Origin of the sequence: Pseudomonas sp. MMS21 TM103, assembly GCF_022132145.1 — a bacterium.
In the GTDB taxonomy this organism is placed as follows: Bacteria; Pseudomonadota; Gammaproteobacteria; order Pseudomonadales; family Pseudomonadaceae; genus Aquipseudomonas.
This window is the reverse complement of sequence record NZ_JAJISP010000002.1, coordinates 703,934-719,756: the sequence shown is the minus strand read 5'-3', so window position 1 is coordinate 719,756 and position 15,823 is coordinate 703,934. Positions and strand designations below refer to the sequence as shown.

14 protein-coding genes are annotated in these 15,823 nt (G+C 61.8%); all 14 read left to right on the top strand.

Features of this window, described 5'->3' with window-relative positions; genetic code table 11:
* Positions 1-4 precede the first annotated feature (4 nt).
* The 14 genes from fliT to LJY18_RS10310 all read left to right on the top strand — a co-directional run bounded on the left by fliT (position 5) and on the right by LJY18_RS10310 (position 15,614).
* Positions 5-301 (top strand): flagellar protein FliT, encoded by a 297-nt coding sequence (fliT, locus tag LJY18_RS10375; protein ID WP_238041716.1) that lies wholly within the window; start codon positions 5-7, stop codon positions 299-301.
* 419 nt (positions 302-720) lie between these two features.
* Positions 721-2,193: a sigma-54 dependent transcriptional regulator gene (locus LJY18_RS10370; protein ID WP_238041715.1), complete on the top strand. Its 1,473-nt coding sequence runs from the start codon at positions 721-723 to the stop codon at positions 2,191-2,193.
* Positions 2,194-2,902: 709 nt separating this feature from the next.
* A complete protein-coding gene (locus LJY18_RS10365; protein ID WP_238041872.1) occupies positions 2,903-4,117 on the top strand; it encodes a sensor histidine kinase in 1,215 nt (404 codons plus the stop codon).
* Between the two features lie 4 nt (positions 4,118-4,121).
* Positions 4,122-5,513: a sigma-54-dependent transcriptional regulator gene (locus LJY18_RS10360; RefSeq protein ID WP_238041714.1), complete on the top strand. Its 1,392-nt coding sequence runs from the start codon at positions 4,122-4,124 to the stop codon at positions 5,511-5,513.
* Between the two features lie 353 nt (positions 5,514-5,866).
* Complete coding sequence (gene fliE, locus LJY18_RS10355; RefSeq protein WP_238041713.1) at positions 5,867-6,196, top strand: flagellar hook-basal body complex protein FliE; 330 nt, start codon at positions 5,867-5,869, stop codon at positions 6,194-6,196.
* Positions 6,197-6,212: 16 nt separating this feature from the next.
* The gene (fliF, locus tag LJY18_RS10350) at positions 6,213-8,009 is read left to right on the top strand and encodes a flagellar basal-body MS-ring/collar protein FliF (RefSeq protein ID WP_238041712.1); all 1,797 of its coding nucleotides are present in this window, start codon (positions 6,213-6,215) and stop codon (positions 8,007-8,009) included.
* A complete protein-coding gene (gene fliG / locus LJY18_RS10345) occupies positions 8,002-9,018 on the top strand; it encodes a flagellar motor switch protein FliG (RefSeq protein WP_238041711.1) in 1,017 nt (338 codons plus the stop codon). The genes fliF and fliG overlap by 8 nt, the downstream gene beginning before the upstream one ends.
* A 15-nt stretch (positions 9,019-9,033) precedes the next feature.
* The gene (gene fliH, locus LJY18_RS10340; RefSeq protein ID WP_238041710.1) at positions 9,034-9,834 is read left to right on the top strand and encodes a flagellar assembly protein FliH; all 801 of its coding nucleotides are present in this window, start codon (positions 9,034-9,036) and stop codon (positions 9,832-9,834) included.
* The gene (gene fliI, locus LJY18_RS10335; protein ID WP_238041709.1) at positions 9,824-11,188 is read left to right on the top strand and encodes a flagellar protein export ATPase FliI; all 1,365 of its coding nucleotides are present in this window, start codon (positions 9,824-9,826) and stop codon (positions 11,186-11,188) included. Before fliH ends, fliI begins: the two co-directional genes overlap by 11 nt.
* Complete coding sequence (fliJ, locus tag LJY18_RS10330) at positions 11,189-11,638, top strand: flagellar export protein FliJ (protein WP_238041708.1); 450 nt, start codon at positions 11,189-11,191, stop codon at positions 11,636-11,638.
* A gap of 137 nt (positions 11,639-11,775) precedes the next feature.
* Positions 11,776-12,081: an STAS domain-containing protein gene (locus LJY18_RS10325; RefSeq protein ID WP_238041707.1), complete on the top strand. Its 306-nt coding sequence runs from the start codon at positions 11,776-11,778 to the stop codon at positions 12,079-12,081.
* A gap of 16 nt (positions 12,082-12,097) precedes the next feature.
* Positions 12,098-13,795 (top strand): fused response regulator/phosphatase, encoded by a 1,698-nt coding sequence (locus LJY18_RS10320; RefSeq protein ID WP_238041706.1) that lies wholly within the window; start codon positions 12,098-12,100, stop codon positions 13,793-13,795.
* A gap of 30 nt (positions 13,796-13,825) precedes the next feature.
* A complete protein-coding gene (locus LJY18_RS10315) occupies positions 13,826-14,179 on the top strand; it encodes an Hpt domain-containing protein (RefSeq protein ID WP_238041705.1) in 354 nt (117 codons plus the stop codon).
* 139 nt (positions 14,180-14,318) lie between these two features.
* Positions 14,319-15,614: a flagellar hook-length control protein FliK gene (locus tag LJY18_RS10310; RefSeq protein ID WP_238041704.1), complete on the top strand. Its 1,296-nt coding sequence runs from the start codon at positions 14,319-14,321 to the stop codon at positions 15,612-15,614.
* The last annotated feature ends 209 nt before the right edge of the window (positions 15,615-15,823 follow it).

Sequence of the window (15,823 nt, the reverse complement as noted above, 5' to 3'; positions counted from 1 at the left end):
ACTCATGAGTTCATCTGTGCAGCGTCTGGAGAAGACCGGAAGCGCCTTGCGCGATGCCCTGGCCGCCCAGGATTGGGCCGCCATCGGCGAACTGGATTTGCAGTGTCGCCAAGCCGTTGACGAAGCCATGGTCGAGTCCGTGCAGGACGAAGACGTGCTGCGGGCGCGCATGCAGGAGTTGCTGGATCTGTACCGCGAGCTGGTCGATGTTTGTCAGTCGGAGCAGCGGCGTCTGGCGGGTGAGTTGATGCAGCTGAACCAGGGCCAGCAGGGGGCCAAGGTTTACCAGTTGTTCGGTTGATTGGTCATCGGTAGTTTGCCGATGGAGCAGCCCACAATCCGTAGGGTCGCTCGCCGCAGGCAGTGCACCATGGTTCGGTGTCGCCGCACAAAGCTGGCGGGTTGTCGCTTCGCTCCGAGCTGAACGCCGTCCGAGCCGCCCTACGAGCTGATTGTTGCTTGGTAGCTCTAGCGGAATGCCGCGCGGTTCCCCGTGGACAGTATTGTTACGCGCGCTTGTGCTTCTTTTCGTTATCGTTTCTGATCTTGTTTATCCCTTCTTGCAAGCAGTCGCTCAGGTAATTGGTCGGGCAGATCAAAAAAGGCACGCCATAAAATTGACTGTGCTCGAAAAATTGACTTTACTAGCGGCCAATTGCCAGCGTACTTGTCGTGTTCGACAAGTGCGCTTCCGTTCGCTCCCAGGATCAAATCAAAAATATGTGGCGTGAAACGAAAATTCTGCTGATTGACGATGACCGCGAACGACGCCGTGATTTGACGGTGATCCTGAATTTCCTGGGTGAAGATCATCTTGCGTGTGGCAGCCATGACTGGCAGGACGCGGTCGCTCAATTGGCTTCCAGTCGGGACGTGCTCAGCGTCTTGCTCGGTGATGTGCAGGCCAAGGGTGGGGTCCTGGAGGTCCTCAAGCAAACTGCTGCCTGGGACGAGTTCATGCCGATCCTGCTGATCGACGAGCAGGCTGCTGCGGAATGGCCGGAAGAGTTGCGCCGCCGTGTGCTGGCAACCCTGGAAATGCCGCTTAGCTACAACAAGTTGCTCGATTCCTTGCACCGTGCTCAGGTTTACCGCGAGATGTACGACGAGGCGCGTGAGCGCGGTCGTCAGCGTGAGCCGAACCTGTTCCGCAGCTTGGTCGGCACCAGCCGCGCGATTCAGCAGGTGCGGCAGATGATGCAGCAGGTGGCCGATACCGAGGCCAGCGTGTTGATCCTCGGCGAGTCGGGCACCGGTAAAGAGGTGGTGGCGCGCAATCTGCACTATCACTCCAGGCGTCGAGAGGCGCCTTTTGTGCCGATCAACTGCGGTGCGATTCCCGCGGAGTTGCTGGAAAGCGAACTGTTCGGCCATGAGAAGGGTGCATTCACCGGCGCAATCACCAGCCGCGCCGGGCGCTTTGAGTTGGCCAACGGCGGCACCCTGTTCCTCGATGAAATTGGCGACATGCCGCTGTCGATGCAGGTCAAGCTGCTGCGTGTGCTGCAGGAACGCACCTACGAGCGGGTTGGCAGCAACAAGACGCAAAGTGCCGATGTGCGCATCATCGCGGCCACCCACAAGAATCTGGAAGAGATGATTGAGGCGGGCAGTTTTCGCGAGGATCTCTACTACCGGCTGAATGTATTCCCCATTGAAATGGCGCCGCTGCGCGAGCGTATCGAAGATATTCCGCTGCTGATGAACGAGCTGATCTCACGCATGGAGCACGAGAAGCGCGGTTCGATTCGTTTCAATTCGGCGGCGATCATGTCGCTGTGCCGCCATGACTGGGCGGGCAATGTGCGTGAGCTGGCCAATCTGGTCGAACGCATGGCGATCATGCATCCCTATGGGGTGATTGGGGTGGGTGAGCTGCCGAAGAAATTCCGCCATGTTGACGATGAAGACGAGGACTTGACCGCTAGCCTGCGCGAGGATCTGGAGGAGCGCGCGGCCATCATCGCCGGGCTGCCGGGCGTCAATACGCCAGCCATGCTGCCGGCCGAAGGCCTCGATCTTAAAGACTACTTGGGCAACCTCGAGCAGGGCCTGATCCAGCAGGCGCTCGATGACGCCAGCGGTGTGGTAGCCCGGGCGGCAGAACGCCTGCGCATTCGCCGCACCACCCTGGTCGAGAAGATGCGCAAGTACGGCATGAGCCGGCGCGAGGACGAGGTTACGGAGGAGTGAGACCGGGCAGCGTTCCGTTCGAAGGCAGGGCGGCTCGGGCGGCGATCCGTTCGGAGCGCAGCGACAACCCGCCAACTTTGCGCCGCGTCGATTAACCACGGTGCACTGTCTGCGGCGAGTGGCACCCTACGGATTGCGGATTGTTCAAAATTCTGCGGTTTGTCCGTAGGGCGGCTTCGGAGCGCAGCGACAGCCCGCCAACTTTGCGCCGTGTCGATTAACCGCGGTGCACTGCCTGCGGCGATTACACCCTACGGATTGCGGATTGTTCCAAATTCTGCGGTTTGTCCGTAGGGCGGCTTCGGAGCGCAGCGACAGCCCGCCAGCTTTGTGCCGCGCCTATCACCCACGCTGCACGGCCTGTGGTGTGTGACACCCGGATTGCGGGTTGCTCCAGACCCGGTACCGCGTCAGCAGGTACGTCGCCACCCGGCTTACCCTTAAGCTGACCAAGCAACAGGGCAGTCAAAGTTCCCCTTTCTAGTCTGTCTGACAGCTCTATGTGCAATGGAAACCGCCAGCCCGCTGTCGCGGTGTTGCAGAGTCAGCGTCTTGGCGCGGCAGTGACCAATTCAGCCGGTGGCTTGACGTATTTGCTTGTCCTGCTTTTCAAGTTGTTGAAAAACAAGAATATCTTCTTTAGGCACGGGTATTGCTATCTCTCTGCTAACTGACTGTCTTATGACGGCTCGCCAGGCGAGAGAGAATGATGAAGCCCAACGCCCAACCCTCCCACAGTGCCGAACTCGAACCTACTGCGCCTCAGGAAGTCGCCAGTCGCGCGAGCCTGGAGCAGGCCTTTGCGCGGTTCAACCAGATGTCGACTCAATTCAGTGAGTCCTACAGCATGCTGGAGGATCGGGTTGCCGAGTTGAAGGGGCAGTTGGCCCTGGTCAGCGCTCAGCGCATGCAGGAGCTGGCCGAGAAGGAACGCTTGGCCTACCGCCTGCAAAGCCTGCTGGACTTGCTCCCGGGTGGGGTCATCGTCATCGATGGCCAGGGCGTGGTGCGTGAAGCCAATCCTGTGGCGCGCAATCTGCTTGGGCTGCCGTTGCTCGGCATGCTCTGGCGCCAGGTTATCGCGCGCAACTTCGCCCCGCGCGAGGACGATGGTCATGAAATCTCCCTCAAAGATGGTCGGCGCCTGTCGATTGCCACTCGCTCATTGCAAGGCGAGCCGGGGCAGTTGGTACTGCTCACCGACCTGACAGAAACCCGGCGCTTGCAGGATCAGCTGGCGCGGCATGAGCGCTTGTCCGCGCTGGGGCGCATGGTCGCCTCCCTGGCCCATCAGATCCGAACGCCGCTCTCGGCGGCGTTGCTCTATGCCAGTCATTTGACCGAGCAGGTGTTGCCGGTCGAGCAGCAGCAGCGCTTCGCCGGACGCTTGAAAGAGCGTCTGCATGAACTGGAGCACCAGGTGCGCGACATGCTGATCTTCGCCCGTGGCGACCTGCCACTGTCGGATCGCCTGACGCCCAAGGCATTGTTCGAGGCCCTGCAGGCGGCGGCCGAGCCCCATGTGCGCGGCATGGCGGTACGCTGGCAATGCGACAGTCGAGACGGCGAGTTGCTGTGTAATCGCGACACCCTGGTCGGCACCGTGCTCAACCTGATCGAGAACTCGATCCAGGCCACCGGGCGCGAGGCGCGCTTGAAGATTCATCTGTATCAGCGTGGCAACAGCTTGCGCCTGTGCATCAGCGACAGCGGCCCGGGCATCGACAGCGTCACCCTGGCCCGTCTGGGCGAACCCTTCTTTACCACCAAGACCACCGGTACCGGCCTCGGCCTGGCCGTGGTCAAGGCGGTGGCGCGCGCCCATCAGGGCGAATTGCAGATGCGCTCGCGACTCGCACGCGGCACCTGCGCCCTATTGATTTTGCCGTTGATTCCCGCGGCGCAACCCTCGATTCAGGAGTAACACCATGGCTGCCAAAGTTCTGCTGGTCGAAGACGACCGCTCCCTGCGCGAAGCCCTGGCCGATACCCTGGCGCTGGGTGGTCACGACTACCGGGCGGTGGATTGTGCCGAGGCGGCGTTGCTGGCCCTGGCGCAAGAGCCCTTCGGTCTGGTGATCAGCGATGTGAACATGCCGGGCATGGATGGTCACCAGCTCTTGGCCCTGATTCGCCAGCGTCAGCCGCAACTGCCGGTGTTGCTGATGACGGCTTTCGCCGCGGTCGAGCGCGCGGTGGATGCGATACGTCGGGGTGCGGCGGATTATCTGGTCAAGCCATTCGAGCCGAAGGCCTTGCTGACCCTGGTCGATCGCCATGCCCTCGGGCGTGTGCCGGCGACCGAGCAGGATGGTCCGGTCGCGCTGGAGCCGGCCAGCGTGCAATTGCTCGAGCTGGCTACGCGGGTGGCGCAGAGCGATTCGACAGTGTTGATCACCGGTGAATCCGGCACCGGCAAGGAGGTGCTGGCGCGTTTCATTCACCAGCAGTCGCCGCGGGCGGCCAAGCCCTTCATTGCGATCAACTGTGCGGCGATTCCCGACAACATGCTTGAAGCCACGCTGTTCGGCCATGAGAAGGGCTCTTTCACGGGCGCCATTGCCAGCGCGCCGGGCAAGTTCGAGCTGGCCGAGGGTGGCACCATCCTGCTCGATGAGATTTCCGAAATGCCGCAAGGCTTGCAAGCCAAGTTGTTGCGCGTGCTGCAGGAGCGTGAAGTGGAGCGGGTGGGGGGGCGCAAGCCGATCAGCCTGGACATTCGCGTGCTGGCCACCAGTAACCGCGACCTGGCCGGCGAAGTGGCGGCGGGGCGCTTCCGTGAAGACCTCTACTATCGCCTGTCGGTCTTCCCGCTGGCCTGGCAGCCGTTGCGTCAGCGGCCGGCCGACATCCTGCCGTTGGCCGAGCGGCTGCTGGCCAAGTACGTCAAAAAAATGAATCACGCACCTATTCGTCTTTCGCCGCAGGCGCAGGCGAGCCTGGTGAGTCATGCCTGGCCGGGTAACGTGCGTGAACTGGATAATGCCCTTCAGCGCGCGCTGATCCTGCAGCAGGGTGGCTTGATTCAGCCGCAGGATCTGTGTCTGACGGCCACTGTTGGCAGTCTCGCGCCTGCGACCACGCCGTTATTGGCGGTGGTGCCGGCGACGCCGGAAGCCGCGCCGGCCGAGGCCGGCGCCTTGGGCGAAGACCTGCGCCGACATGAGTTCCAGATGATCATCGATATCCTGCGCTCCGAGCGCGGGCGTCGCAAAGAAGCCGCCGAGCGCCTGGGCATCAGTCCGCGCACCCTGCGCTACAAGCTGGCGCAGATGCGCGATGCCGGCATGGATGTAGAGGCCTATTTGTTTGCCAGCTAGCGGCGCGTCACGCCTCAGATTGCGCTTTTCGTAGGCGATTGCCTGCCGTCTTCGACGTCGCGCTATCGCTCAGCAAACTATGTCGGAGCCGACATTTCAGCGGGTAGCCCGGATGAAATCCGGGAAGTTGTGTCGGCTATCCCCAGATTGCCTGCTGCTCTTGTAGGAGGGCCGCCCCGGCGCGATGCTGTTGCTTGTGGGCGGACCTTGTCCGCCAATCGCCGCGAGGTCGCGCCTCCTGCGAGGGAGTGCGTTTCCTGCTCCCCCGTTTCCAGCTTACCTGGCACCCTTGTTGCAATACCCCTGGTAAGAGCCGCGTAGTGTCAAAAAACCGCGGCCAGTGGAGGAAGGTCATGAGCCAGGGTATTGAATTCAATCGCTTGATGCTGGAAATGCGTTCCATGCAAACCGAGGCGATGGCGCGGCAGAAGCCGGTCGCCAGCGCACCGGAACCCGGCGCTCCGAGTTTCTCGGATATGCTCGGTCAGGCGGTGAACAAGGTCAACGAAACCCAGCAGGCCTCCAATCAACTGGCTACGGCTTTTGAGATGGGCAAGAGCGGCGTGGACTTGAGCGATGTGATGATTGCTTCGCAGAAAGCCAGCGTGTCTTTCCAGGCCATGACCCAGGTTCGCAACAAACTGGTTCAGGCGTATCAAGACATCATGCAGATGCCGGTTTAAGGGTAGGTTCTAGATCATGGCCGACGCACTCGCCACCAACATTCCTGCCACCACCGCTGGCAATGATTCGAACAAGCCGCTGTTCGGCCTGGCGTTTCTGGAAAATCTTTCGGATATGTCGATGCTGCGCCAGCTCGGTCTGCTGGTTGGCCTGGCCGCCAGCGTCGCGATTGGTTTTGCCGTAGTGCTCTGGTCGCAACAGCCGGATTACCGTCCGCTGTATGGCAGCCTGGATGGGATGGACGCATCCCAGGTCATGCAAACCCTGGGCGCAGCCGACATCAGCTACACCGTCGAGCCAAATTCAGGCGCTCTGTTGGTCAAGGCCGATGATTTGGCGCGGGCGCGCATGCGTCTGGCTGCCGCCGGCGTGGCACCGAGCGATAACAACATAGGTTTCGAGATTCTCGACAAGGAGCAGGGGCTCGGTACCAGCCAGTTCATGGAAGCCACCCGCTATCGGCGCGGCCTGGAAGGCGAGTTGGCGCGCACCGTATCCAGTCTCACCAACGTCAAGGGCGCGCGGGTGCACCTGGCTATTCCGAAAAGCTCGGTGTTCGTGCGTGACGAGCGCAAGCCGAGCGCCTCCGTATTGGTCGAGTTGTATTCCGGGCGCAACCTGGAACCGAGCCAGGTGATGGCCATTATCAACCTGGTCGCCAGTAGTGTGCCGGAGATGGACAAGGCGCAAGTCACTGTGGTCGATCAGCGCGGCCACCTGTTGTCCGACCAGCAGGAAATGTCCGAGCTGAGCATGGCCGGCAAGCAGTTCGACTACAGTCGCCGCATGGAGAGCATGCTCACCCAGCGCGTGCACAATATTCTGCAGCCGGTGCTGGGTGCCGGACGTTACAAGGCCGAAGTGTCGGCCGATGTGGATTTCAGCGCGGTCGAGTCCACCTCGGAAATGTTCAACCCGGATCAACCGGCCTTGCGCAGTGAGCAGCAGGTCAATGAGCAACGCAGTACGGGTAGTCTGTCGCCCCAAGGCGTTCCGGGCGCGCTGAGCAATCAGCCGCCGGGCGCGGCAACAGCCCCTCAGCAGGCCGGTGGTGCGGCTGCCGTAGCCGGGGCAGTCGCCGCGGGTCAACCGCTGGTGGACGTCAACGGCCAGCAGGTCATGGATCCTGTGACCGGTCAGCCGATGCTGGCGCCGTTCCCTGCGGACAAGCGCGAACAGTCGACGCGCAATTTCGAACTGGATCGCTCGATCAGCCACACCAAGCAGCAGCAGGGGCGCTTGCGTCGTCTGTCGGTGGCGGTGGTGGTCGATGATCAGTTCAAGATCGATGCCGCCACTGGCGAAACCAGCCGCATGCCCTGGAGCGTCGACGAACTGGCACGCTTTACCCGCCTGGTACAGGATTCGGTCGGCTTCGACGCCAGTCGCGGCGACAGCGTGAGCGTGATCAATACCCAGTTCTCAGCCGTCCAGGGCGAAGAAATCATCGAAATTCCGTTCTACACCCAGCCCTGGTTCTGGGACATCGTCAAGCAAGTGCTCGGCGTGCTGTTCATTCTGGTCCTGGTATTTGGTGTCTTGCGCCCAGTGCTGAACAACATCACCGGCGGCGGCAAAGGCCGCGAGCTGATGGCGGGTGGCCGTAATGGCGATGTCGAGCTGGGTGAGATGGGTGGTCTTGATGGCGAGCTGGCGGCCGACAGGGTCAGCCTCGGCGGCCCGCAAAGCATCCTCCTGCCAAGTCCGAGCGAGGGGTATGATGCGCAGCTGAATGCAATCAAGAGCCTGGTGGCGGAAGACCCGGGTCGGGTCGCCCAGGTGGTGAAAGAGTGGATCAACGCCGATGAATGAGAATCGTACAGCCGCCAAGTTGAGCAAGGTCGAGAAGGCCGCGATCCTCTTGCTTTCGCTCGGTGAAACCGATGCCGCGCAGGTACTGCGCCACCTCGGGCCGAAGGAGGTGCAACGGGTTGGCGTGGCCATGGCCGGCATGCGCAACGTGCACCGTGAGAAAGTCGAGCAGGTGATGGGTGAGTTCGTCGACATTGTCGGCGACCAGACCAGCCTGGGCGTAGGTGCGGACGGCTATATCCGCAAGATGCTGACCCAGGCGCTGGGCGAAGACAAAGCCGGCAACCTGATCGACCGCATCCTCCTCGGCGGCAGCACCAGCGGCCTGGACAGCCTGAAATGGATGGAGCCGCGGGCAGTGGCCGATGTGATCCGCTACGAGCATCCGCAGATTCAGGCGATTGTGGTGGCCTACCTCGACCCCGATCAGGCCGGTGAAGTGCTCGGCCATTTCGACCACAAGGTCCGTCTGGATATCGTTCTGCGCGTGTCCTCGCTGAATACCGTGCAGCCAGCGGCACTCAAGGAGCTCAACCAGATTCTCGAGAAGCAATTCTCCGGCAGCACCAACAGTACCCGCGCCGCTTTGGGTGGGATCAAGCGGGCGGCCGACATCATGAACTTCCTCGACAGCTCGACCGAAGGTCAGTTGATGGACTCGATCCGCGAAGTTGACGAAGATCTGTCGTCGCAGATCGAAGACCTGATGTTTGTCTTCGACAACCTCGCCGAGGTCGACGACCGCGGGATCCAGGCGCTGCTGCGCGAGGTCTCCTCCGATGTGCTGGTGCTGGCGCTCAAGGGCGCAGACGAGGCGATCAAGGAGAAGGTGTTCAAGAATATGTCCAAGCGCGCGGCCGAGTTGCTGCGCGACGACCTGGAAGCCAAGGGCCCGGTGCGGGTCAGCGACGTGGAAACGGCGCAGAAGGAAATTCTCACCATTGCCCGGCGCATGGCCGAAGCCGGGGAAATCGTCCTCGGTGGCAAGGGTGGCGAAGAGATGGTTTAACCGGAGAAAATCGGCATGGCCCCCAAGGAAGCGCCCAGCGAGTTGATTCGCGCCCAGGACATCAGCGCTATCGATCGCTGGGCCTTGCCCAGCTTCGATCCGCAGGTTGAGGATGCCGCCGTTGATCCTGCGAGCGAGGCGGCCGCGACCGAGGCAGGCCAAGCGCCTCCGGTCGAGTCCGAGGATGTTGCCCTGGAGGACGTCAAGCCCTTGACGCTGGATGAGCTGGAGGCGATACGTCAGGACGCCTACAACGAAGGTTTCAGCGCCGGCGAGAAGGACGGTTATCACAGTGGTCAGCTGAAAGCCAAACAGGAGGCCGATACCGCGCTGGCAAGCAAAATGCTCGCCGTGGAGCAGTTGATGCAGCAACTGTTCGAGCCCATCGCCGAGCAGGATCAGCAGCTCGAAGTGGCGCTGGTCAACCTGGTCAGCCATATGGCCCGTGAGGTGATCCAGCGCGAGCTGAACATCGATTCCAGCCAGATTCGCCAGGTCTTGCGTGAAGCCCTCAAGTTGTTGCCAATGGGCGCCGGCAATGTGCGTATTCATCTCAACCCGCAAGACTTCGAGATGGTCAAGGCCCTACGCGAGCGACACGATGAAAGCTGGCGCATAGTCGAAGACGACGCCTTGTTGCCCGGTGGTTGCCGAGTCGAGAGCGAGCATAGCCGCATCGATGCGAGCATCGAAACCCGCCTCAGCCAAGCGCTCAAGCAGCTGTTCGAACAACAGCGCGAACAGGCCACGCATCCGCTGGAGGCCGATCTGCATATCGACCTGGACGTGGCCGAGGAACCCCCGCATGCGTCTTGAGCGCATCAGTTTTGCCAAGCGTCTGGCCGGCTACAGCGAGGTGGTGAAGCTTCCCCGCCAGCCCGTGGTCGAAGGGCGTTTGCAACGCATGGTTGGTCTGACCCTGGAGGCCGAGGGGCTGCGCGCGGCCCTCGGCAGCCGCTGCCTGGTGATCAACGATGACAGCTATCACCCGGTGCAAGTCGAAGCCGAGGTGATGGGGTTTGCCAACGACAAGAGCTTTCTGATGCCGGTTGGCAGCCTGGCCGGCATTGCGCCTGGGGCACGCGTAGTGCCGATACCGGACAGCGGACGTTTGCCGATGGGCAAGTCGATGCTCGGTCGGGTGCTCGATGGCACCGGGCGCGCGCTGGATGGCAAGGGCGGGATGAAGGCCGAAGACTGGGTGCCGATGGATGGGCCGACGATTAACCCGCTGAAGCGTCATCCGATCAGCCAGCCACTGGATGTCGGCATCCGCAGCATCAATGGCCTGCTCACGGTCGGGCGCGGCCAGCGTATCGGACTGTTCGCCGGCACCGGGGTCGGCAAGAGTGTGCTGCTGGGCATGATGACGCGTTTTACCGAGGCCGATATCATCGTGGTCGGCTTGATCGGCGAACGTGGCCGCGAGGTCAAGGAATTTATCGACGAGATCCTCGGAACTGAGGGCATCAAGCGTTCCGTGGTGGTCGCCTCGCCAGCAGACGATGCGCCACTGATGCGTCTGCGCGCGGCCATGTATTGCACGCGCATCGCCGAATACTTTCGCGACAAGGGCAAGAATGTCCTGTTGCTGATGGACTCGCTGACCCGGTTCGCCCAGGCCCAGCGTGAAATCGCCCTGGCCATTGGCGAACCCCCGGCGACCAAGGGCTACCCGCCGTCGGTATTTGCCAAGCTGCCCAAGTTAGTCGAGCGTGCCGGTAATGCCGAAGAAGGTGGTGGGTCGATCACCGCGTTCTATACGGTATTGAGCGAAGGTGACGATCAACAGGATCCGATTGCCGACGCCGCACGCGGCGTGCTCGACGGTCACATCGTGCTGTCGCGGCGTCTGGCCGAGGAGGGCCATTACCCGGCCATCGACATCGAAGCCTCGATCAGCCGGGTCATGCCGCAAGTGGTGACGAGCGAACACCAGCGCAGTGCGCAACGCTTCAAGCAGCTGTGGGCACGCTATCAGCAGAGCCGCGACCTGATCAGCGTCGGCGCCTACGTGCCCGGTGGCGATGCCGATACCGACCTGGCCATCGCGCGCCAGCCGGCGATGGTCCGATACCTGCGCCAGAGCCTGGGCGAAAGTGAAGGCCTTGAACGCAGCAGTACGCTGCTGGCGGCGACCTTCAACCCCAATGCCGCGCCGGGGGGCTAAGTGTCGACAAGTCGCGCCGCGCGTCTGGCGCCTGTTATCGTCATGGCCGAGCGCGCCGAACGCGAGGCTGCCATGCAGTTGGGTCACTGCCAGGGGCTGTTGAATCAGGCCCGGGTCAAGCTGGGCGAGCTGGAGCAGTACCGCGGCGATTATCAGCAGCAGTGGATCAGCGAAGGTCAGCGCGGCGTTTCCGGGCAATGGCTGATGAACTATCAGCGTTTTCTTTCCCAGTTGGAAACCGCCATCGGCCAGCAGCGTCAGACCATGGCCTGGCATGGCAACAATCTGGACAAGGTGCGAGTGGTCTGGCAGCAGCGTTATGCGCGCCTGGAAGGTCTGCGCAAGTTGGTGCAGCGCTATCAGGATGAGGCTCGCTTGAGTGCGGACAAGCGCGAGCAAAAACTCCTCGATGAGTTGGCCCAACGCCTACGGCGGGACGATTTCGCTTGATTGCCTGTTGCCGCTGGCGCTTGCGAGTGCTACATCTTGACCATACGGATCGTGCATTCAGACTTGACCGGTCGCGATAATCATCGCGCAGTTGTGTCTGGGGCGATCGACTGTTCTGCTGGAGTAAGGAGTTCTGTATGGCTATCACCTCGCTGCCCTCGCCTGATGGGCAAGAGTTGACCATTGTGATTCAGGGACGTTTCGATTTCGGCGCGCATCAGGAATTTCGTGATGCCTATGAGCGCGTCAACCTCAGCCCCAAGCGCTATGTAGTGGACCTCAAGGGCACGACCTACCTCGACAGTTCGGCGCTCGGCATGTTGCTGTTGTTGCGTGATCACGCCGGTGGCGATCACGCGCAAATCCGTTTGCTCAACTGCAACCCGGATGTGCGCAAGATCCTCTCCATTTCCAACTTCGAACAACTGTTCCAGATCACCTAGCTCGAGTTCCTCAGCCATGTCTGCGCGCCTGTCGATTCTGATTGCCGAGGACAATGCGGCCGACCGTATGCTGTTGTCGACCATCATCAGTCGTCAGGGCCATCGGAGTCTGACCGCCAGCAATGGCCTGGAGGCGGTTGCCTTGTTCGAGCAGGAGCGTCCGCAGCTGGTGTTGATGGACGCCCTGATGCCGGTCATGGATGGTTTCGAGGCGGCGCGCCGGATCAAGCAGATGGCCGGTGAGGAACTGGTGCCGATCATCTTCCTGACCTCGCTGACCGAAGGCGAAGCTCTGGTGCGCTGCCTGGAGGCGGGCGGCGATGACTTCCTTGCCAAACCCTATAACCGGGTAATCCTCGAGGCCAAGATCAATGCCATGGATCGCTTGCGCCGCCTGCAGGACACTGTACTGCAGCAGCGCGACCTGATCGCCCAGCACAATGAGTACCTGCTCAACGAGCAGCGCGTGGCCAAGGCGGTATTCGACAAGGTGGCGCACTCCGGATGCCTGGCGGCGCCGAATATCCGCTATCTGCAATCGCCTTATGCCTTGTTCAATGGCGATCTACTACTCGCCGCGTTCAAGCCTTCCGGTGGCATGCATGTGCTGCTCGGCGACTTTACCGGCCATGGCCTGCCGGCGGCGATTGGCGCCATGCCGCTGGCCGAGGTGTTCTATGGCATGACCGCCAAGGGCTATTCCCTGACGGAGATCCTGCGCGAGATCAACGCCAAGCTAAAACGCATTCTGCCGCTGGGTGTGTTCTGTTGTGCCACCCTGCTCAATATCAGCTTTCAGCGTCGCGTCGTGGAGGTGTGGAACGGCGGTTTGCCGGATGGCTATGTGCTGCGCGCCAGCGGCGGCGCGCGGGTGCCCCTGGTTTCACGGCACCTGCCGTTGGGTATCCTGGATTCGGCGGCGTTCAATGACCACTACGAGGTTTTCCCCTTAGAGTTGGGTGACCGGATTTTCCTCTTGTCCGATGGCGTACTGGAAGCCCGCAACCAGCAAGGCGAGCTGTTCGGCGAGATGCGTCTGCACAGGGTGTTTGCCGCCAACCGGCAGCCGGCGCTGCTGTTCGCGGAAATTCAGCAGGCGTTGCTGAGTTTTCGCGGCGAGCTGCAAGACGATGTCAGTCTGGTCGAAATCAGCATGGTCGAGGAGGGTAGTCAGAGTCGTGGGCCATTGATCTTCACGGGCAGTGGCCAGCACAGCCCGCTGGATTGGTCGGCGAGCTTCGAGTTCCGTGGCGAAACTTTGCGCCGTTTCAATCCGCTGCCATTTTTGTTGCAGTTGCTGATCGAGGTCGAGGGCTTGCGTCCCCAGGGAGGCGCCATCTATAGCGTACTCGCCGAACTCTATTCGAATGCCCTGGAACACGGGGTGCTGGGCCTGGATTCGAGCTTGAAATGCAATGCCGAAGGCTTTGCCGAATATTACCTGCAGCGCAGCACCCGCCTGGCTCAGTTGCGCGAGGGGTATGTGCGCTTCCATCTGCGTCTGCTTCCCGAGTCGGGCGGTGGGCGTTTGATCATCCGCGTCGAAGACAGTGGCTCGGGTTTCGATGGGCAGGCGATCCTGGAGCAACAACTGCGCATTGACCGCTTGTGTGGTCGTGGACTGGCTCTGATTCGTCAATTGAGCGAGCGCTGCACCTGGCCCGTGGATGGGCAAGGAGTCAGCGTGGAGTTTTCCTGGTTGGCTGGGGCATAATCCCGCGCCTGATGATCAGGGAGTGAGTCGATGTCAGATATTCATCTCGATAGCGCGGTATTGGCCGCGTTGCAGGATGTCATGGAGGATGAGTATCCGGTGTTGCTGGATACCTACCTGGCGGATTCCGAAGAGCGTCTGCGCTTGTTGCGACAGGCCGTGCGCGAGGCTGACGCGCAGGGCTTGCGTCTGGCGGCGCATAGCTTCAAGGGCAGTTGCAGCAACATGGGCGCGCCCATGCTTGCCTGCCTGTGCAAGCAACTCGAAGAAGTTGGTCGGCGCGATTTACTGGATGAAGCCCCTGAGCTGATCGAGCAGATCGAGCGTGAATTTGCCATCGTGCGCATCTTGTTCAAGTCCGAGCGCCAGCGTTATCGAACATGAAGGGGTGCCGGATCGGTCAGGTTTGCAGGCGGTTGAACCGGCCTGGAGCGGTTCACGATCCCGATTTCCCTGCTTGCCGCCAACTTGGCCCGGCCTTTGCAAAACCTATGGCACGACCCCATTTGAATGGAGAATGCCCATGGCCGTCGCCCCCGATCCGCTCCTCCGGTCGGCACCGCAACTAAAGCCGAAAGCTTCTGCGGGCAAGGCCCCGGAGAAGCCGGCCGAGCCCCGCAAGAACGAGGCTTCCAGTTTTGCCCAGGTGTATGCCAAGGAGCGTCAGGCGAAAGCAGCAGAGCGCAGCGATGCCTCTGCCAAGCCCCATCGCCCAAGTAAATCCGAGACGCAGGATGCCCGGGACCCGCAAGCCCAGGAGGCTGCGGCTGTCGCTCAGCAGCCGGAGTTTGCCGATAGCGGCAAGCTTTTGCCGAGCGATGCAGGCGTGGATGATCCTGCCCTCGATCCATTGCTGGCGTTGGGCCCAGTCGCTCAGCAGCCGCCAGATGGCGAAGCGCTAGACTTCGACCTTGACCTCGACCTCGACCTCGACCTCGACCTCGCCGGTGAGCCGCAGCCGATGATGACGACTGCGCTGCCGAATGCCTGGCCGACCCAGTTGTCGGCGGCGAACGCTGATCCCGAGCTGGATGCGCTCGATCAACTACCGGCCGTGCGTATGGCCCTTGAGCTGGGTGCTAAAGCCAAGGCAGCAGTGGCCGAGCAGAGTGCGCCTGGCAGTGTGGCTACGCAAACGGCGCAGAGCGCCGGGCAAAGCTTTGCCAGCGCCATCGCGGCCATGGGCTCCGAGCGAGCAGAGCCAGAGGCCGATTTGCCGGCGCTCGAGCTTACCGCCGAGGGTTTGGAGGCTCTCAAAGAGAGCGCCGCCGACACTCGGCCGGAAAACTTCGTCGCCAGGCTCAGCGCGCTGAGTCAGGCCGTTGCTCAGCAGACCGCGCAAGCACCCCGCGCCGGGCTGATGGCCGGCCAGCCGGTGCCGATGCAGCAGGCAGGTTGGAGCGAGGCGGTAGTGGATCGGGTGATGATGCTCTCCAGCCAGAACCTCAAGTCTGCCGAGATCCAGCTTGATCCGGCCGAGTTGGGGCGTCTGGAAGTGCGCATTAGCGTGAATCAGGAGCAGACTCAAGTTACTTTCGCCAGCGCCCACGCCGGGGTGCGTGACGCCCTGGAAGGGCAAATGCATCGGCTGCGCGAGATGTTCACCCAGCAAGGCATGAACTTGCTCGATGTGAGCGTTTCCGATCAGTCGCTCAGCCGTGGTTGGCAGGGGCAGGGGCAGGGCCGCGATGCTGAAAGCCGTGGCGAGGCGGGCAATGAGCGGCTGGGTGGCGTTGACGAAGCGCATGCCCCCCTTGGCGTGGAACTCCAGAGCAGCCTGGCCGACAGTGGGCGTGGCATGGTCGATTACTACGCCTAGCCGATGGTTGAAAAACACTGCGTCCAGACCCGCTGCGTCATTCAGGCCCGTCGGACTACGGCAAAGGCTGGCAACTCGGCAGTGCGCGGAACTCACCCACGCCCGGCTCCGTAATGGGGTCGGGCGTGGTCGTTTTCGGGTGACAGCAAGAGGCGGGACTGGTATACCCGCTGGCCATCGTTGAGTCGAACCTCGATCATGCTGGCTGC